Source organism: Nonomuraea angiospora (assembly GCF_014873145.1).
Taxonomy (GTDB): domain Bacteria; phylum Actinomycetota; class Actinomycetes; order Streptosporangiales; family Streptosporangiaceae; genus Nonomuraea; species Nonomuraea angiospora.
Window position 1 is genome coordinate 6,139,611 of the sequence record NZ_JADBEK010000001.1, and the last position, 17,036, is coordinate 6,156,646.

The following is a 17,036-nucleotide window of genomic DNA, read 5'->3' on the forward strand; positions in this document are numbered from 1 at the left end:
GGCCTCCGTGGGGGTTCACGGGCAGACGGCCGTCCAGTTCGATCGGGCCATGGGCGGGCGGGGCTGTCTCGTCTCGAATTTCGAAGTGGGGGTTCCAGGATCGGGAAGGTGATGGCCACGCGAGTGTTCGTGACCAGTGAGACCAGAGGAATTGGGCGGCGGCTGGCGCCGTCATGGTGATGCTACGAAAGAAACAAGATAATTTATCCCAGATCGTCGAATTCGCCCGCCACAATGGCATGACGGAACGCCGCAAACTCACTACGAGTGAAGTACAGCTTGGGACCATCCGGGTTCTTGGAGTCGCGTATCGCAACCAAGGGTCCGAGGCCAGCCTTATGCTCGGCACCAAACGCCTGATATTCGACCCCATCGCGGCATGCCGCCAATAGCGCTACTTCGACGCAATTTCCGCCAGTCCCATTGGAGAAGCTTGACTTACGCCACGCCACACGGTCCTGCTGCGTCGGATCGTCATCTTTTCCGTGGTTCACTACGTCCCTCCTACTACCTGCTCGATCAAGCGCCGAGTCTGATCGGGGCCGATTGCTCGTGCGCGAAGGTGATCAAATAGACGATTTGCGTACTCTCGGTGAAGCCTTCTGTCGTCAGACTGTCCTCCTATCTGACGTGCAATGGAGTGTGCTCACCGGCCGTCTGGTGTTGCCCACAAACGGCCTGTCAAACGGTAACCCGACATTCCACTCACATGGCTGGGGGCAAAATTACAGTAGCGATCTTGACTGTCTACGGGCCTCGGAAAATACCACCTCAACCGCCTTGAGCAAATTGACAGGTTCCGTCCGGACTGCACTGCAAGGGGAGCGATGGGTCTTCACTTGGGGGCCGGGTCGTGATCGGGGGGTGGACGCGCTTGACGAGTAAACGCCCGAACGAGTGTGGGAGGTTGCGCGATGAACGATCAGGCCTTGGCGAAGATAATCCTTCCGGGCATGGCGCGTTCGGTGTCGCTGGCTCGTCGCTGAGTCGTGGACGCCCTGACGACGGCGGGACATCAAGATATGGATGGCGCCCAGCTCGTCACGAGCGAGTTGGTGGGAAACGCCATCCTGCACACCGGCTCCGGACGATCGGGTGGCCTGGTTACGGTGACCATCTACGAGGTCTCTGATGATCTGGCCAGGATCGAGGTGATTGACGAGGGAGCGTCAACCGTCCCGAGGCCGCGAGAGTCCGCCGAGGGCGACTGCTGCGGGCGGGGGCTGTGGCTGGTCCAGCAGACGTCGATCCGATGGGGGACGCGGCCCGTGCCTATGCGGTGGAACCTGGTGTGGGCCGAGGTGCTCACCTTGAGAGCCGACCATCCATCAGACGTTCCGAGCGGCAACAACGCCAAGAACCTGAGCAGCAGTGTTGAAGCCAACCACCTCACTCTGGCTGGCGATCCCGAAGCAGGCATCAAGCCGCGATGAATCTCCCTGATTTCCATGGCCCTCACGTCTCACCCAGGTCCGACGCAGAATCTGTCGATTGGCGTAAGCCGGTCCGGCGCTTCGCCCGGGTGCGGGTGCAACGGCACACATGTGAGTGTGCGCCATGCGTCTACGAGTTCTGCGCCGCTGGGGGACTCGCGTGGGTGCGGAAGACAAGCAGGCTCGGGTCCGGCCTCCGCGTTCTTGAAAGCCACCCGGATCTGATCCCAAAGGCCGAAGAACTGTGGGAAAAGATCATAAATGGCCAGGCGGAATGAGTGGCCGGACGTGCCGGTTCGGGCGGGGTCAGCCGGACCATCGCTTCGCCGGTCAACGGGTGGGGGTGCATGGCGAGCGGAGCGAGCGGGGGTTTTGGGGTGGGCTCCAGCAGGCCAGACCGGTAACCAGGCAGCGGGTGGGCGATGGCGCCGAAGGCGCGGGGGTTGCGCCGCCAGGCGCCTCAATAAGAAGCGCCTGAGCCCCGAGCGCGAAGCGCTCCCAGCGAAGACCTTTGTGCTCGGGGCGGGGTCCAGCAGGCTGACCACCCAGTAGGGCAACGGGTGGGTGGCGCAGGCCCACCTACGCGTCGGAGGAGAGGATCAGGCCGCTGGTGGGGACGCCGGTGCCGGCGGTTACCAGGACGTTTCGGACGGCTGGGAGTTGGTTGGCGGCTGTGCCTCGGATCTGGCGGACAGCCTCCGCGATGCCGTTCATGCCGTGGATGTAGGCCTCCCCCAACTGGCCTCCGTGGGGGTTCACGGGCAGGCGGCCGTCCAGCTCGATCGTGCCGTCCCGGAGGAAGTCCGGGGCCTCGCCGCGGGCGCAGAAGCCGAGCTCCTCCAGTTGGGCCAGGACGAACGGGGTGAAGTGGTCGTACAGGATTGCGGTCTGGATGTCTTTTGGCGATAAACCGGACATGTCCCAGAGCTGGCGGGCTACCACGGCGATCTCGGGGAGGCCGGTCATGTCGTCGCGGTAGTAGCTGGTCATCATCAGCTGGCCCGAACCCGCGCCCTGGGCGGCGGCGGTGATCAGGGCGGGTGATCTGCGGAGGTCGCGGGCGCGTTCGGCCGAGGTGACCACCAGGGCCACGCCGCCGTCGCTCTCCTGGCAGCAGTCGAGCAGGTGCAGCGGCTCGACGATCCATCTGGACGCCTGGTGCTCCTCCAGCGTGATGGGACGCCGGTAGAACCAGGCGGCGGGGTTGGTGGCGGCGTGGCGGCGCATGGCCACCGCCACGCGGCCGAAGTCCTCCGAGGTCGCCCCGTACGTGTGCATGTACCGGCGGGCGAACATCGCCACCCACGCCGCCGGCGTCATCAGCCCGTACGGCACGTGCCAGCTCATCTCCAGCCCCTGGGAGGTGGGCTCGCCGGTCAGGCGGCTGTTCGGCTGGCCGAAGCGGCGGCCCGAGCGCTCGTTGAAGGCGCGGTAGCAGACGACCGTCCGCGCCATCCCCGTGGCCACGGCCATGGCCGCGTGCGCCACGGTCCCGCAGGCCGCGCCGCCGCCGTACTCGACCCGCGAGAAGAACGTCAGGTCCCCGATCCCGGCCTCCCTGGCGACGGCGATCTCCTGGTTGGAGTCCTGGGTGTAGGTCACCATGCCGTCCACGTCGCCGGGTGAGAGCCCGGCGTCGTCCAGCGCCGCCAGCACGGCCTCCGCGGCCAGCCGCAGCTCCGAACGCCCCGACTTCTTGCTGAACTCGGTGGCGCCGATGCCCGCGACGGCAGTACGCCCGCTCAACACGGCTTCCCCTCCTCGGCCAGGGCGAGGGTGACGGTGCCGGTGGCGTGGTCGCCCAGGCTCACCTTGCCGCGTACCTCGACCGTGAACCGGCCCTCCTCGCGCGACACGACCGTCCCGTTGAAGCACAGCCGGTCCCCCGCGTACGCCGGGACGCCCAGCTTGACGGCCACGCGCTCGATGACGGCCTCGGGCCCGGCCCAGTCGGTCACGTACCGCTCGACCAGGCCCATGGTGGTCAGGATGTTGAGGAAGATGTCCTTCGACCCCTGGGCGCGGGCCTTGTCGACGTCGTGGTGCACCGGCGTGAAGTCCATGGTGGCCAGCGCCGTGGAGACGACGAAGGTGGGGGTGAGGTCGATGGCCAGCTCCGGCAGCGCGGACCCGATCTCGGCGCCCATCACGCCTCCTCCTTCGAAGGCGCCCACATCGGCAGGACGAGCTGGTCGTCCATCGGCCGGTACGTCACGCGCAACGGCATGCCGACGGCCACCTCCTCGATCGGGCAGTCCACGACGTTGCCGACGATCCGTACCCCCTCGGGCAGCTCCACCACGCCGACCACGAACGGGGTCTCCCGGCCCGGCACCGGCGGGTGGTGGTGCACGACGAAGCTGTAGAGGGTTCCGAGGCCGCTCGCGACCAGGTGGGAGCTGTTGGCCGAGCGGCATTGCGGGCACAGGGGGCCGGGCGGGTGGCGGTGGTGGCCGCAGTCGGCGCAGGTCTGGATGCGCAGCTCCCCTTGCCGTACGCCTTCCCAGAAGAACGCGGTGTCCTGGTTGATCGCCGGTTGGAGCGGGTACGCCGGCCGGTCGGCGGCGGCGGGGGCCGCCTTGGTACGTGGGCGAAATTTCAGGACCCGGAAGAGCATGTCGGCGACCGGCTCGTCGTCCTCGCCGTACCAGGTGACCTTCCAGGTGGCGAAGAAGCCAACCCCCAGCGCCGTCCGCTTGGGCCCGGCCAGGTCCGCGAACCGGGTGGCCGGGGTGAGCCGCTCGCCGACCCGCGCGTACCGGTGGTAGGTCTGCTCGCAGTTCGTGGCCACCACGCCCGTGTAGCCGCTCGCGTCGAGCGCGGCGATCATGTCGTCCACCGGCGAACGGTCCTTCGCCGACCGGCGCACCCCCGGCATCGTCCACACCTGGGCCATCGCGGGTGGGGCGACCCCTTTCTCCAGGTACGCCGGGTTCTCGTCGCCCATGGCGTCCAGCCAGTGCCGGATCATGGGGGCGTTCACCGGGTCCTGCGCCGGGGTCCCGCGCACCTCGCCCAGCGCCGCCTGCTTGCCCGCGAGCTCGTGCAGCTCCTCGTCACTCAAGGGAGGAGCCTTCGGGGGAGGGATCATCGCGGCGGCCTCGGCAGGTTCAGGCCGAGCATGGCGATCAGCTCGCGCTGCACCTCGTTCACCCCGCCGCCGAACGTCAGCACCACCGCCCCCTTCACCCCGTGATCGGTACGTTCGAGCAGCTCGGCCGTCTCCCGATCCGACGGGTCCCCGTACCTGGCCAGGATGTCGCCGACGATCCTGCCGACCTCCTGCATGCGCTCGGAGCCGTAGATCTTGGTGGCCGACGCGTCGGGGGCGCCGAGCCAGCCGAGGTCCATGTTCGCGGCGACCTGCCAGTTGAGGAGCTCGTTGGTGCGGAAGAAGCCCCACACCCTGGCCAGCGCCCGCCGTACGTCCGGATTGTCGGCCACCCCGGTGCGGCGGGCCCAGGCGAGGAAGCGGTCGTAGGTCTGGCCGAGGTTACCGGCCGGGCCGAGGGTGACGCGTTCGTGGTTGAGCTGGTTGACGATCAGGTCCCAGCCGCGGTCCACCTCGCCGACCACCATGTCCACGGGCACGCGTACGTCGCTGTAGTAGGTCGCGTTCGTGTGGTGGCGACCGTCCATGGTGACGATCGGCGTCCACGAGAAGCCGGGGTCGTCCGTGGAGGCGATCATCATGGTGATGCCCTTGTGCTTCTTGGCCTCGGGGTTCGTGCGGGCGGCCAGCCAGATGTACTGGGCGTAGTGCGCGCCGCTGGTGAACACCTTCTGGCCGTTGACCACGTAGTGGTCGCCGTCGAGCACGGCCGTGGTGCGCAGGGAGGCCAGGTCGGTGCCGGCCTCCGGCTCGCTGTAGCCGATGGCGAAGTGGCACTCGCCGGCGAGGATGCGGGGCAGGAAGAGGTCCTTCTGCTCCTGGGTGCCGTACTGCATGAGCGTGGGCCCCACGGTCTGCACCGTGATGATCGGGTACGGGACGCCCGCCCGGGCTATCTCGTTGGCGAAGATCTGCTGCTCCAGGGGGCCGTAGCCGCCTCCCCCGTACTCCTTGGGCCAGCCGAGGCCGAGCTTGCCGTCGCGGCCGAGACGGCGGCAGTGCTCCATGTAGGCCCCGCCGAACGGATCTTCGGCGATCTTCCTGCGGTCCTCGTCGGTCAGGCAGCCCTGGAAGTACTCGCGCAGCTCGTCGCGCAGGGCGCGCTGGGCTGGGGTCAGGTCGATCAGCATCAGAGGAGCGCTCCGATCAGGTCGAGCTGGGCGTCGGCGCCGCCGAGCAGGTGGGACAGGTGCTTGGCCTGCGCGAAATAGCGGTGCAGCGGGTACGTGACGTCCAGCCCAAGGCCGCCGTGCAGGTGCTGGCAGGTGTAGAGCGCCTTCCACGCCTCGCTGACGTGGTACGCGGCCAGCGCCAGGTCCTCGTCGGCCGGCAGGTCCTCGGCCAGGCGCCAGACCGCCGACCACATGGCCACGTCCAGGGCCCGGGCGGCGATGTAGACGTCCGCGATCTGCATGGTCACGGCCTGGAACTCGGCCAGCGGCCGGCCGAACTGCTTCCTCGTCCTGATGTACTCGGTGGTCAGCTCCAGCGCGCCCGCCAGCACGCCGCTCGCCTGGGCCGCCACGGCCGCCATGAACAGCCGCCGGGCCCCGGTGACCGCGTCGGCCCCCGCGACCCGCTCGGCCGGGGTTGCGTCGAGCACGAGCGTGGCGGCGGGCTCGCCGGTGGAGGTGTACTCGGGGGTCGTGGCCGGCGACTCCACCAGGAACAGGCCCTCGTCGGCGGTGACGAGCACCGCGTCGCCGGGGTGCGGCACCGACACCTTGCGCCCGGTCAGCGTCCAGCCGCCGTCCACGGCCCGGGCGGCCGTCGAGGGCGGGTCGGCCAGCGCCCTGCCGGGCTCGCGGAGCGCGAGGGTCAGCCCGCCCTCGCGCCGTTGCTGGTCAAGGGTGCCATAGCGGGCCAGCGTCAGCGTGCTCACCAGCGCGGGCAGCGCGGGCACCGGCGCCGCCCGCGCCCCCACCTCCCGCAGCACCACGGCCATCTCCACCGGCCCGAGCCCGGCTCCCCCGGCCTCCTCCGGCACGCACACGCTCATGAGCCCGGCCTGCCGCAGCCGCTCCTCGTCCCCTTCCCTGGCCAGCACCTCGGCCGCCAGCTTCCGCAGGTCCTGCTGGGTTTCGTCCAGGTTGAAGTCCATTCACGTCTCCAAGAGGTGTTGCCTGCCGTGCCGTACGAACTCCTCCTCGATCCCCTTGACGTCCGAGTCGGTCAGGGGCCGGAGCCCGGAGCCCGACCGCACCCAGACGGGGTCGGTGGTGCGCCAGCCCTCGCGGGCGAGGACCCGCTTGATGACCTTGTGGGAGGGCGTCTGGGGCAAGTGATCAGAAAGGCGGATATATCGGGGTAAGGACTTGGTGCCCAGATCGCGGCGAGTCGCCAGGAACGCCGTGAACGCCTCCGGTTCGAAGCCACCCTCCAGCACCAGCGCCGCCATGACCTGGTCGCCCGCCGCCGCGTCGGGCACCGGGTAGACGGCCGCCTCGACCACCCCCGCGAACTCCCTCAGCGCCGCCTCGATGGGCGCGACCGCCAGGTTCTCGCCGTCCACGCGCAGGCGTTCGGTGCCGCGCCCCGCGAAGAACACGTAGCCGTCGCCGTCCGCGTACGCCAGGTCGCCCGACCAGAACGCGCCGTCCCTGATCCGCTCGGCGTCCGCCTCGGGGTCGTTGTAATAGCCGTCGAACAGCCCCAGCCCGCGCACGTTGACCAGCTCGCCGACGGCCTCGTCCGGGTTGAGCAGGCGGCCGTCCTCGACGCGGCCCGGCGGGCAGGGACGGCCGGTGAACGGATCGAGGATCCGGACGCCCTCGGGCAGCCGCCCCAGGCATCCCGGTGGCCCGGACGGGTCGGGGGTGAGCGAGATGGCCGTCTCCGTGGAGCCGAAGGCGTCGATCACCCGGCACCCGAACCGCTCCCCGAACCTCCGCGTCGCCACCGCGCTGCCCTCGTTCCCGAACGCGATCCTGAGCGGGTTGTCGGCGTCGTCGGGGCGCTCCGGGGTGGCCAGGACGTAGGAGAGCGCTTTGCCCACGTAGTGCAGGTACGTGCAGCCGTACCGTCTGATGTCGGGCAGCAGCCCCGACGCCGAGAACCGCCGCCGCAGCGCCAGCGCCGCCCCCGACACCACGGCCGGGGCGTAGGCGGCCATCAGCGCGCCGGAGTGGAACAGCGGCATCGAGCAGTACACGACGTCGGACGGGGTGAGCAGCGCCGCCAGGCTCAACCCGGGGACGGCCATCTTGCGCTGCGTGATCCGCACGGCGCGCGGGCGGCCGGAGGTGCCCGAGGTGAAGATCAGCATCACGAGGTCCTCGGGCGCGGGATCCTCTCCGGACACGGCGTCCGTGGGAGACGACGAGGCGTCCGGCAGGGGCAGCGCCTCCACCCCCAGCGCCTCGGACAGCGGCCCGGCCAGCCCCGCGTACGGGGCGTCCGCGAGCAGCAGGTCCACGTCCGTGGCGCGGGCGTCGCGGATCAGCTCGTCGACCGACCGCGTGGGGTTCAGCGCGACGACCACGTGGCCGGACAGCGCCGCCCCGCCCACGAGGAACACCAGCCCTGGAACGTTCTCGCTGAGCACCCCCACGTGCAACCCCGCGCCGCGCCCGGACAGCCAGGCCCCGGCGGCGCGGCAGGCCGCCACGTGCTCGCGCCACGACCACGTCGTGTCCTCGAACATCAGCCCAGGTCGATCGTCGTCGGCCCGTGCGCGCAGCAGGGCCGCCAGCGTGTTCGCCGCCATCCGGAGCCTCCACCAAGCGCTCGGTCAGCCGAATCGCAAACTAGAACAGATTCTAATATCTGTCCAGTGCCCACCTATCCTGATAAGTCGCGACATACGGCTGTAACGCCACAGACATGGGGCTATAAGGCTTCTTTGTGACCCGCGAGTAACAAGCCGTGTCGCCGAGAAATCAGATAACGTGTTCTTATGCGTACCACGCACGACGCGCCCTCCAGTGACACCGAGGGGACCATGGAGAGCCACCCCACGCCGGGCACGCACAGCGTCCGTACGCGTAGCCAGCACCAACGCCGCAAGCGCATCGTCCAGGCCGCCGCCGCGCTGGCCTCGCGCGGCGGCGTCGAAGCCATGCAGATGCGCACGGTGGCCGAGCGCGCGGGCGTGGCGCTTGGCACGCTCTATCGCTACTTCCCGTCCAAGATGGACCTGGTGGTGGCGGTGGTGGGCGAGGAGATCGACCTCCTCGAGAGCAGCATCGAGCGGCGCCCGCCAGGGGCCACCACCCCGTCGAGCCGCGCGGTGGACGTGCTCATGCGGGCGACCCGCGGGCTGATGCGCGAGCCGGAGCTGGCCGACGCGCTCATCCGATCGCTGATCATGGCTGAGGTGCAGACGCCGTTCGGGGAGCGCATCACGGGGCTGCTGCTGCGGGTCTCGGCCGACGGCCTGAGCCTCGAGGACGCCACCGAGGAGCAGGCCGACCTCGCGGGGTCGCTGGCCAGCGTGTGGGTGCAGGAGCTCCTCGAGATGCTCCGCGGCCGCCGCACCTATGATCAGATCCAGCGTCGTATCGAAACCTCCGCCGACAGGCTTCTCGCCGATATATAACCCCATATTTTACGGCGGAGCACGGGCAGGCCACCCGCCGCACTTCGGCTGGCGGAGCGGCGAGCCTGGGGCGGAGAGCGGCAGCTTGCGTGACCAGCGGAGCCCCGTGCGAGCGCGACCATGAGCACGGCCCTCCAGGAAACGCCCGCTGACCCTTCAGTGGCGCGCCGCCGTTACGGCGCGCACAGTGGGCCGCCTAAGTGCTGCCCGGTGGGCCGATCACCTCCTGCGTCCCGGTGGCCCGATCACCTCATGCGTTCCGGTGGGCCGGTCACCCCATGTGGAACGTGCGCCGATACGCGTGCGGCGAGACCCCCACCGCCGCCTGCAGGTGCTGCCTGAACGAGGTCGCCGTCCCGAAGCCGGCGCGCTCCGCGATGCGGTCCACCGGCAGGTCGGTGCTCTCCAGCAGTTGCCTGGCCAGCGCGATCCGCTGCTGCGTCAGCCACTGCCCGGGGCTCAGCCCCACCTCCTGCCGGAAATGCCGGGTGAACGTGCGCCTGCTCATCCCCGCGTGCTCGGCCAGGTCGTCCAGCCGGAGCGGCGCGCCCAGCCGTTCCATGGCCCAGGCCCGGGTGGGGGCGGTGCCGACGCTGGACGGCTCGGGCACCGGGTGCTCGACGTACTGCGCCTGGCCGCCGTCCCGCCACGGCGGCACCACGCACGCCCTGGCCACCTGGTTGGCGACCCGGCTGCCGTGGTCGCGGCGGACGAGGTGGAGGCAGAGGTCCACCCCGGCCGCGGCGCCGGCCGAGGTGAGCACGTCGCCGTCGTCCACGAACAGCACGTCCGCGTCCACCCGCACCTTCGGGAACAAGGTGGCGAACCGCTCGGCGTGCCGCCAGTGCGTGGTCGCCGGACGGCCGTCGAGCAGCCCGGCCGCCGCCAGCACGTACGTGCCGATGCAGATGGAGACGATCCGGGTGCCGGGGCGGATCCGGGCCAGCGCCGCCGCCAGCCCGGCGGGCAGCGAGTCCGGGCCCGTGAGCCCGTCGTACCACTCCGCGGCCGGCACCACCACCGTGTCGGCGCCGGCCAGCACGCTCGCGTCGTGCCCGACGGCGATGGAGTAGTCGGCGGCCGTGGCGACGGGGCGGCCGTCGACCGTGCAGGTGACCACGTCGTAGAGCGGCTCGCCGCCGGGCCCCCGCGCGACGAGGAAGATCCTGGACGGCACGCTCAGCTCGAACGGGATGACCCCGTCGGCGGCGAGGACGGCGACGCGATGCATGGCCCGATTTTTACACATCATGACCTTTGGGCCACTCGCGGGTCTGACCCCGGAACCAGCAGGCTGGGTCTCATGAAGATGAAAGCGATCAGCCAGGACGTCCTGGGCGGCCCTGAGGTGCTGAAGACGGTTGAGGTCGAGCGGCCCGTTCCCGGCCCGACCGAGGTGCTGGTGCGGGTGGAGGCGGCCGGCCTGAACCCGACCGACTGGAAGACCCGCGCGGGCGGCGGTTTCCTGCGCGACGAGCTGCCGTTCGTGCTCGGTTACGACGTCTCGGGCGTGGTCGAGGACTCCGGCGTCGGGCAGGCGCTCTACAAGCCGGGCGACGAGGTGTTCGGCATGCTCAAGTACCCGGACGGGCACGGCGCCTTCGCCGAGTACGTCACCGCGCCGTCCCGCCACTTCGTGCGCAAGCCCGCCGCCGTCGACCACGTCCAGGCGGCCGGGATCCCGCTCGCGGGGCTGACCGCGTACCAGGCGCTCGTGGACGTCGCCGGGCTGAAGGGCGGCCAGCGCGTGCTGATTCACGCCGCCGCGGGCGGCGTGGGGCACCTGGCGGTGCAGATCGCCAAGGCGCGCGGCGCGTACGTGATCGGGACGGCCAGCGCGGCCAAGCACGAGTTCCTGCGCGGTCTGGGCGCCGACGAGCTGGTCGACTACCGGAACGAGGACTTCGCCGAGGTCGTCCGGGACGTGGACGTGGTGCTCGAGACCATCGGCGGCGACTACGGGTTGCGCTCGCTGCGCACCCTGCGCAAGGGCGGCACGATCGTGTCGCTGGTGCTCAGCGATCTCAGCCCGGAGCTGCACCGGCGGGCCGCCGAGCTGGGCATCCGCTCGGAGGGCATGCTGGTGGAGCCCGACCATGCCGCGATGCGCGCGCTCGCTGCCCTGGTCGAGGCGGGGAGGCTGCGCGTGGAGATCGCCGCCGCCCTGCCGCTGGCGGAGGCCGCCAAGGCGCACGAGCTCGGCGAGACGAATCGGGTGACCGGCAAGATCGTCCTCACCGTCCCCCACTGATTCATGGTCATTTCTTTGGCTCCGTAAAAGGTTCGTCTTAATCGCCGCCAGAACTCGCCGAAATGTCAGTGGCAACGTCTATACAGGGGGTATGACCGACAAGCCGACGAACGAGGAGTTCCTCCAACAGGCTGACCCGATGCGGCGCGAGCTGCTGGCGCACTGCTACCGGATGATGGGCTCGGTGCACGACGCCGAGGACCTCGTCCAGGAGACGTATCTGCGCGCGTGGCGGGCCTATGAGGGCTTCGAGGGGCGCTCCTCGTTGCGCACGTGGCTCTATCGCATCGCCACCAGCGCCTGCCTGACCGCGCTCGACAGCCGGAGCAGGCGGCCGCTGCCCACCGGTCTCGGCGCCCCCAGCACCGAGCCGACCGCTCCCCTGGTGTCGGACCACGAGGTGCCGTGGCTGGAGCCCGTGCCCGACGCCCTGATGGGCGTCGGCGGCGACGACCCCGCCACGATCGTGGCCGGCCGCGAGAGCATCAGGCTCGCCCTGATCGCCGCGCTCCAGCACCTGCCGCCGCGGCAGCGGGCGGTGCTGGTGCTGCGTGACGTGCTCAAGTGGAAGGCCGCCGAGGTGGCCGAGGCGCTGGAGACGTCCACCGCGGCCGTCAACAGCATCCTCCAGCGGGCCCGCGCCCAGCTCAACGAGGTGCAGCCGAGCCTCGACGACCCGGTCGAGCCGCTGTCGGCCGAGCAGCGGGCCCAGCTCGACCGCTATGTCGCGGCGTTCGAGAACTACGACGTCGACAGCCTGGTCCACCTGTTCACCAAGGACGCGGTCTGGGAGATGCCGCCGTTCGTCGGCTGGTACCAGGGGCCCGAGGCGATCGTGGAGCTCACCAGGACGCAGTGCCCGGCCGAGCGCCCCGGCGACCTCAAGCTGGTCCCGATCGCCGCCAACGGGCAGCCGGCGTTCGCGGTGTACTACCGCGAGAACGGCGTCTACGGGCAGTTCGCGATCATGGTGGTGACGTTCGCCGGGGAGCAGGTCAAGCACGTCGGCATGTTCTTCGAGGAGAGCCTGTTCGAGACGTTCGGGCTGCCGTCGACGCTGGAGGGTTCCACGACAAAGTAGAACGCGTTACAGTCTCGCCAGAGCATCATTCTGGAGGCGACTGTGGGCACACCTGTGATCGTCGAGGCCGTACGCACCCCCATCGGCAAGCGCGCCGGCTGGCTGGCCGGGCACAAACCGCAACAGGTTCTGGCCACCGCGCTGAACGGCCTCGTCGATCGGTCGGGGCTCGATCCGGCGGTCGTCGAGCAGGTGTTCGCCGGATGCGTGACGCAGGCGGGCGAGCAGGGCGGCCACGTCGGGCGCTACTCGTGGCTCTACGCCGGGCTGCCGTACCAGGCCGGGGTGACGACGGTGGACGCGCAGTGCGGGTCGTCGCAGCAGGCGGTGCACCTCGCGGCGGCGATGGTGCGCGCGGGCGTGATCGAGGCCGGTGTCGGGTGCGGCGTCGAGGTGATGAGCCGGGCGCCCCTCGGCAGCAACGTGCGGCCCGCCACGGCCAAGCCGGACGACTGGAGCATCGACCTGCCCGACCAGTTCACCGCGGCCGAGCGGATCGCGCGGCGGCGCGGGCTGACGCGGGAGCGGCTCGACTGGCTCGGGGCGCGCTCCCAGCGGCTGGCGGCCAAGGCGTGGGCCGACGGGCGGTTCGAGCGCGAGATCGTGCCCGTCGGGGACGTACGCAGGGACCAGGGCTTACGCGAGACCACGGTCGAGACCCTGGCCAACCTCAAGCCCGTCGCCGAGGGCGCCCTCCACACCGCGGGCACCTCGTCGCAGATCTCCGACGGCGCCGCGGCGGTGCTGGTGATGAGCGAGGAGGCGGCCGCCCGGCACGGGCTGCGGCCCAGGGCGCGGATCCTGGCGCAGGCGCTCGTCGGCGCGGAGCCGTACTATCACCTGGACGGGCCCGTGGAGGCGACGGCCAAGGTGCTGGCGGCGGCCGGGATGACGATCGGCGACATCGACAGGTTCGAGGTGAATGAGGCGTTCGCATCGGTGGTGCTGTCGTGGGCGGGCGTGCACGAGCCCGACTTCGACCGCGTCAACGTCAACGGCGGCGCGATCGCGCTCGGTCACCCGGTCGGCGCCACGGGCGCGCGGCTGATCACCACGGCGCTGCACGAGCTGGAGCGGTCGGACTCGGCGACCGCGCTGGTCACGATGTGCGCCGGCGGGGCGCTGGCCACGGCCACCATTCTTGAGCGGGCCGGCTGAGGGCGTGGCCGGCCGGTGACAGTCATTACCCGATCGGGGGGCGCATGAAGAGCAGACGCAGGCCGTACGCGGAGCAGCGGCCGCAGGATCTCGGCGGCGGGGTGTGGAGCGTGCCGGTGCCCATCCCGGGCAATCCGCTCGGCTACACGCTCGTCTACGCCCTCGAGTCCCCCAAGGGGCCGGTGCTGGTCGACGCCGGGTGGAACCATCCGGACGCCTGGGACGCGCTCAGCGGCGGCCTCGCCACGCTCGGCATCGACGTGAGCACGGTGAGCGGGGTGGTCGTCACCCATTTCCATCCCGACCACGCCGGGCTCGCGGGCCAGGTCAAGGACGTGTCCGGCGCGTGGATCGCGATGCACGAGGCCGACGCGGCGCTGGTCAGGCTCATGCACGACTACGCGGCCGAGGAGCACGAGAGCTTCCAGTCCGACATGCTCAGGCGGGCCGGGGCCGATCCGGGCGAGGCGCGGCAGGCGGTGAGCCGCCCGACCCCGCCGGCGCTGCCCGACCGCCGGTTACGGGACGGGGACCTGGTGGACCTGCCCGGCCGCAAACTCCGGGCCGTCCACACGCCCGGCCACACCCCGGGGCACATCTGCCTGCATCTGGAGGACGCCGACCGGCTGTTCACCGGTGACCACGTCCTCCCCGACATCACCCCCCACGTCGGGATTTATCCGTATGACCGGGACGATGTCGATCCCTTGGGTGACTTCCTGGACTCCTTGGACCGCGTCGCCGAGCTGGGACCCCTGGACGCGTTGCCCGCACACGAATGGATATTTCCTGATGTGGCCGCGCGAGCCGCCCAGATCCGCCACCATCACGATGAGAAGCTCGTACGGCTGCGCGCCCTCCTGGCCCAGCGGCCGCAACCGCTGACCATCTGGGAGGTCGCCGCGATGATGACATGGAACAGGCCCTGGGACGACCTGTCCCCGATGCTGAAAGGCATGGCGGCCGGGGAGGCCGCGGCGCACCTGCGCACCCTGGAGGCCAGGGGCGAAGTTCGCCGGGTCCCCGGTGTCGATCTGGTCCGCTTCCAGGCTCTAGACTCCTAGACATCCGATGTCTAGGGAGAGAAGCGTGGCGGTCACCGACGCGGCCATCGACAAGATCAAACAGATGATCCTCTCGGGCGAGCTGGCCCCGGGCGACCGGCTGCCCAAGGAGGCCGACCTCGCCGAGCGGCTCGGCCTGTCACGCAACTCGTTGCGCGAGGCCGTGCGGGCCCTGTCCCTGATCAACGTGCTCGACGTACGTCAGGGCGACGGCACGTACGTGACCAGCCTGGAGCCGCGGCTGCTGCTGGACACCATGTCGTTCGTGCTCGACCTGCACCGCGACGACACGGTGATCCAGTTCTTCGAGGTCAGGCGCATCCTGGAGCCGGCCGCGACGGCGATGGCGACGGAGCTGATGACCGACGCCGACGTCGAGGAACTGCGCGTGATCCTGGAGTCCCTGCCCGCGGAGCCGACGGTCGAGGAGCTGGTGGCCAACGACCTCCAGTTCCACCAGCGGATCGCCCGGGGTTCCGGCAACAGCGTGCTCTGCTCGTTCATCGAGAGCCTGTCAGGTCCGACCACTCGGGCCAGGATCTGGCGCGGGCTCACCCAGGAGGGGGCGATGGACAAGACGCGGGAGCAGCACACCGCGATCTACGAGGCCATCGCCGCCCGCCAGGCCGACGTGGCCCGGTCCTGGGCGACCGTGCACGTGGCGGGCGTGGAGTCGTGGCTGCGCAAGGCGCTCGATCTCGACTGACCCCGTCACCAGGGGTTGGTACCGCCCTGCTCGCTGAGGAAGACGCCGGTCGGGACCTCGGGCAGGGTGGCCTGGCGGGCCACGTGCTCGCCGCCCTCGTCGGCGGTCAGCGTCCCGATGAAGCCGTTGAGGTCGGTGGCGCAGAAACCGGGCGCGGCCGCGTAGACCTTGATCGGCGTGTCGCGCAGCTCCTCGGCGTAGATCAGGGTGACGGCGTTCAGCGCGGCCTTGGAGGAGTTGTAGCCGAGCAGGGTCGCGTACTCGCGCCACTCGGACTCCCGGTCGGCCAGGAACGCGAACGTGCCCAGGCCGCTGGAGACGTTCACCACGCGGCCGGCCTGCGACTTGCGCAGGAGCGGGAGCATGGCGTTGGTCACGGCGACCACGCCGATCACGTTCGTCTCGTAGACCTCGCGCAGGTCCTCGACCGGGAGCCGGCTCGGCGTGCGCTCCTGGTCGCGGCTGATCGCGGCGTTGTTGATCAGCAGGTCCAGGTGGCCGAACTCGCGCTCGACGTGAGCGGCGGCCGCCTCCACGGTGTCCAGGTCGGTGACGTCCAGGCGTACGAACCGGGCGTCGAGCCCCTCCCCCGCCAGCTCTTCGGCGGCCTTCTTGCCGCGCTCGGGGTCGCGGGCACCAACAAGGACGACATATCCGGACTTGGCCAGTACGCGGGCGGTGGCGTACCCGATGCCCTTGTTGGCACCGGTGATGAGTGCGATGTTCATGCCGTCAAGGCTGGGCGGGGCCGCGTGCGAGCGGGAGAGACCCGCTGAGCCCCGGACCGGCAGTCCCTGGTTACGGCCGCGCGGACCAGGCATCCTGAGATCATGGACCGGATCGACAGGGCCGGCCTGGCGGGCTTCCTGCGCAGCCGCCGCGAACTGGTGCGGCCGTCCGACGTGGGCCTGGAGGGCGGCAAGCGCCGCCGCACGCCCGGGCTGCGGCGCGAGGAGGTCGCCCGGCTGGCCGGCATGTCCGTCGACTACTACGCCCGCCTGGAACAGGCCCGCGGACCGCGGCCGTCGCGGCAGATGCTCGGCGCGATCGCCAGGGCGCTGCGGCTGACGGACGACGAGCGCGCCCACCTCTACTACCTGACCGGCGAGCCGCCTGGACCGCCTCCCGGCCCGGCACAGGACGTCAGGCCCGGCGTCCTGCACCTGCTCGACCGGCTGGACGACACCCCGGCGCTCGTGTCGGACGCCAAGTACGACGTGCTGGCCTGGAACCCCCTCGCTGCCGCGCTCCTCACGGACTTCTCCGTGCTGCCGCCCGGCGAACGCAACCTCATCTGGCGCTACTTCACCGACCCCCGGGCCCGGGAGCGCCACGACCCCGACGGCGCGTGGCGCTTCGCCAGGGAGTCGGTGGCCGACCTGCGCGCCGCCGCCGCCCGCTACCCGGACGACCCCGGCATCCGCCGGCTCATCGAGCGCCTGCTGGCCGGCAGCGCCGAGTTCGCGGAGCTGTGGGCCGGGCACGACGTCACCGTCCGCAGGTCCGCGCGCAAGCGGATCAACCATCCGGCGGTGGGGTGGCTGGAACTCGACTGCGAGACACTGCACGTGCCCGAGGGCGACCAGTGGATCGTGCTCTACACCGCGGCGCCGGGATCGCCGTCGTACGAGGCGCTGCGCCTCCTCAAGGTCATCGGCACGCAGAACCTTGGTGCGGGCGGGTAGTAGCGCTGT

Annotated in this window: 17 protein-coding genes; 8 read left to right on the forward strand and 9 right to left on the reverse strand. The window is 70.5% G+C overall.

Annotation, left to right across the window (positions count from 1 at the left end; translation table 11 throughout):
• Positions 1–203 precede the first annotated feature (203 nt).
• Positions 204–494: a DUF397 domain-containing protein gene (locus H4W80_RS27595; protein WP_192787745.1), complete on the reverse strand. Its 291-nt coding sequence runs from the start codon at positions 492–494 to the stop codon at positions 204–206.
• A 495-nt stretch (positions 495–989) separates the two neighbouring features.
• Between H4W80_RS27595 and H4W80_RS27600 the strand changes: the two genes are divergently transcribed.
• Positions 990–1,433, forward strand: a complete 444-nt coding sequence (locus H4W80_RS27600) for an ATP-binding protein (RefSeq protein WP_192787746.1) — start codon at positions 990–992, stop codon at positions 1,431–1,433.
• Positions 1,434–2,012: 579 nt separating this feature from the next.
• Here the strand turns inward: H4W80_RS27600 and H4W80_RS27605 are convergent.
• The 6 genes from H4W80_RS27605 to H4W80_RS27630 are packed head-to-tail and all read right to left on the reverse strand — an operon-like array spanning position 2,013 to position 8,251.
• The gene (locus tag H4W80_RS27605; protein ID WP_192787747.1) at positions 2,013–3,179 is read right to left on the reverse strand and encodes a lipid-transfer protein; all 1,167 of its coding nucleotides are present in this window, start codon (positions 3,177–3,179) and stop codon (positions 2,013–2,015) included.
• The gene (locus H4W80_RS27610) at positions 3,176–3,580 is read right to left on the reverse strand and encodes a MaoC family dehydratase (RefSeq protein WP_192787748.1); all 405 of its coding nucleotides are present in this window, start codon (positions 3,578–3,580) and stop codon (positions 3,176–3,178) included. The genes H4W80_RS27605 and H4W80_RS27610 overlap by 4 nt, the downstream gene beginning before the upstream one ends.
• Complete coding sequence (locus H4W80_RS27615) at positions 3,580–4,497, reverse strand: bifunctional MaoC family dehydratase N-terminal/OB-fold nucleic acid binding domain-containing protein (RefSeq protein ID WP_225963691.1); 918 nt, start codon at positions 4,495–4,497, stop codon at positions 3,580–3,582. Before H4W80_RS27615 ends, H4W80_RS27610 begins: the two co-directional genes overlap by 1 nt.
• 23 nt (positions 4,498–4,520) lie before the next feature.
• Positions 4,521–5,675, reverse strand: coding sequence for an acyl-CoA dehydrogenase family protein (locus H4W80_RS27620; protein WP_192787750.1), 1,155 nt, complete (start codon positions 5,673–5,675; stop codon positions 4,521–4,523).
• Positions 5,675–6,646 carry an acyl-CoA dehydrogenase family protein gene (locus H4W80_RS27625; protein WP_192787751.1) on the reverse strand — a complete coding sequence of 324 codons (972 nt, stop codon included), beginning with the start codon at positions 6,644–6,646 and terminating at the stop codon, positions 5,675–5,677. The genes H4W80_RS27620 and H4W80_RS27625 overlap by 1 nt, the downstream gene beginning before the upstream one ends.
• Entirely contained in the window at positions 6,647–8,251 is a 1,605-nt protein-coding gene (locus tag H4W80_RS27630; protein ID WP_192787752.1) for an AMP-binding protein, read from the reverse strand. It abuts the gene before it with no gap.
• Between the two features lie 234 nt (positions 8,252–8,485).
• Here H4W80_RS27630 and H4W80_RS27635 point away from each other — a divergent pair, with 234 nt between their 5' ends.
• Complete coding sequence (locus tag H4W80_RS27635) at positions 8,486–9,082, forward strand: TetR family transcriptional regulator (RefSeq protein ID WP_192793769.1); 597 nt, start codon at positions 8,486–8,488, stop codon at positions 9,080–9,082.
• A gap of 271 nt (positions 9,083–9,353) precedes the next feature.
• Here H4W80_RS27635 and H4W80_RS27640 read toward each other — a convergent pair whose 3' ends face one another.
• Entirely contained in the window at positions 9,354–10,313 is a 960-nt protein-coding gene (locus H4W80_RS27640) for a GlxA family transcriptional regulator (protein WP_192787753.1), read from the reverse strand.
• 78 nt (positions 10,314–10,391) lie between these two features.
• Here H4W80_RS27640 and H4W80_RS27645 point away from each other — a divergent pair, with 78 nt between their 5' ends.
• The 5 genes from H4W80_RS27645 to H4W80_RS27665 all read left to right on the forward strand — a co-directional run bounded on the left by H4W80_RS27645 (position 10,392) and on the right by H4W80_RS27665 (position 15,342).
• On the forward strand, positions 10,392–11,333 hold the full coding sequence (locus H4W80_RS27645) for an NADP-dependent oxidoreductase (RefSeq protein WP_192793770.1): 942 nt from the start codon (positions 10,392–10,394) through the stop codon (positions 11,331–11,333).
• A 91-nt stretch (positions 11,334–11,424) separates the two neighbouring features.
• Positions 11,425–12,414 carry a sigma-70 family RNA polymerase sigma factor gene (locus tag H4W80_RS27650; RefSeq protein ID WP_192787754.1) on the forward strand — a complete coding sequence of 330 codons (990 nt, stop codon included), beginning with the start codon at positions 11,425–11,427 and terminating at the stop codon, positions 12,412–12,414.
• A gap of 42 nt (positions 12,415–12,456) precedes the next feature.
• Positions 12,457–13,572, forward strand: coding sequence for a steroid 3-ketoacyl-CoA thiolase (locus H4W80_RS27655; RefSeq protein ID WP_192787755.1), 1,116 nt, complete (start codon positions 12,457–12,459; stop codon positions 13,570–13,572).
• Between the two features lie 44 nt (positions 13,573–13,616).
• Positions 13,617–14,636 carry an MBL fold metallo-hydrolase gene (locus tag H4W80_RS27660; RefSeq protein WP_192787756.1) on the forward strand — a complete coding sequence of 340 codons (1,020 nt, stop codon included), beginning with the start codon at positions 13,617–13,619 and terminating at the stop codon, positions 14,634–14,636.
• A 25-nt stretch (positions 14,637–14,661) separates the two neighbouring features.
• Positions 14,662–15,342: a FadR/GntR family transcriptional regulator gene (locus H4W80_RS27665; RefSeq protein ID WP_192787757.1), complete on the forward strand. Its 681-nt coding sequence runs from the start codon at positions 14,662–14,664 to the stop codon at positions 15,340–15,342.
• A 5-nt stretch (positions 15,343–15,347) separates the two neighbouring features.
• Here the strand turns inward: H4W80_RS27665 and H4W80_RS27670 are convergent, their stop codons facing one another.
• The gene (locus H4W80_RS27670) at positions 15,348–16,070 is read right to left on the reverse strand and encodes an SDR family oxidoreductase (protein ID WP_192787758.1); all 723 of its coding nucleotides are present in this window, start codon (positions 16,068–16,070) and stop codon (positions 15,348–15,350) included.
• Between the two features lie 102 nt (positions 16,071–16,172).
• Here H4W80_RS27670 and H4W80_RS27675 point away from each other — a divergent pair, with 102 nt between their 5' ends.
• Positions 16,173–17,027, forward strand: coding sequence for a helix-turn-helix transcriptional regulator (locus H4W80_RS27675; protein ID WP_192787759.1), 855 nt, complete (start codon positions 16,173–16,175; stop codon positions 17,025–17,027).
• Positions 17,028–17,036: the final 9 nt, after the last annotated feature.

Excerpts from the sequence above, each read along its gene's own strand:
- H4W80_RS27610 (WP_192787748.1), bottom strand. The coding sequence starts at position 3,580 with ATGGGCGCCGAGATCGGGTCCGCGCTGCCGGAGCTGGCCATCGACCTC.
- H4W80_RS27620 (WP_192787750.1), bottom strand. The coding sequence starts at position 5,675 with ATGCTGATCGACCTGACCCCAGCCCAGCGCGCCCTGCGCGACGAGCTG.
- H4W80_RS27625 (WP_192787751.1), bottom strand. The coding sequence starts at position 6,646 with ATGGACTTCAACCTGGACGAAACCCAGCAGGACCTGCGGAAGCTGGCG.
- H4W80_RS27630 (WP_192787752.1), bottom strand. The coding sequence starts at position 8,251 with ATGGCGGCGAACACGCTGGCGGCCCTGCTGCGCGCACGGGCCGACGAC.
- H4W80_RS27635 (WP_192793769.1), top strand. The coding sequence starts at position 8,486 with ATGGAGAGCCACCCCACGCCGGGCACGCACAGCGTCCGTACGCGTAGC.
- H4W80_RS27640 (WP_192787753.1), bottom strand. The coding sequence starts at position 10,313 with ATGCATCGCGTCGCCGTCCTCGCCGCCGACGGGGTCATCCCGTTCGAG.
- H4W80_RS27645 (WP_192793770.1), top strand. The coding sequence starts at position 10,392 with ATGAAAGCGATCAGCCAGGACGTCCTGGGCGGCCCTGAGGTGCTGAAG.
- H4W80_RS27650 (WP_192787754.1), top strand. The coding sequence starts at position 11,425 with ATGACCGACAAGCCGACGAACGAGGAGTTCCTCCAACAGGCTGACCCG.
- H4W80_RS27660 (WP_192787756.1), top strand. The coding sequence starts at position 13,617 with ATGAAGAGCAGACGCAGGCCGTACGCGGAGCAGCGGCCGCAGGATCTC.
- H4W80_RS27670 (WP_192787758.1), bottom strand. The coding sequence starts at position 16,070 with ATGAACATCGCACTCATCACCGGTGCCAACAAGGGCATCGGGTACGCC.
- H4W80_RS27675 (WP_192787759.1), top strand. The coding sequence starts at position 16,173 with ATGGACCGGATCGACAGGGCCGGCCTGGCGGGCTTCCTGCGCAGCCGC.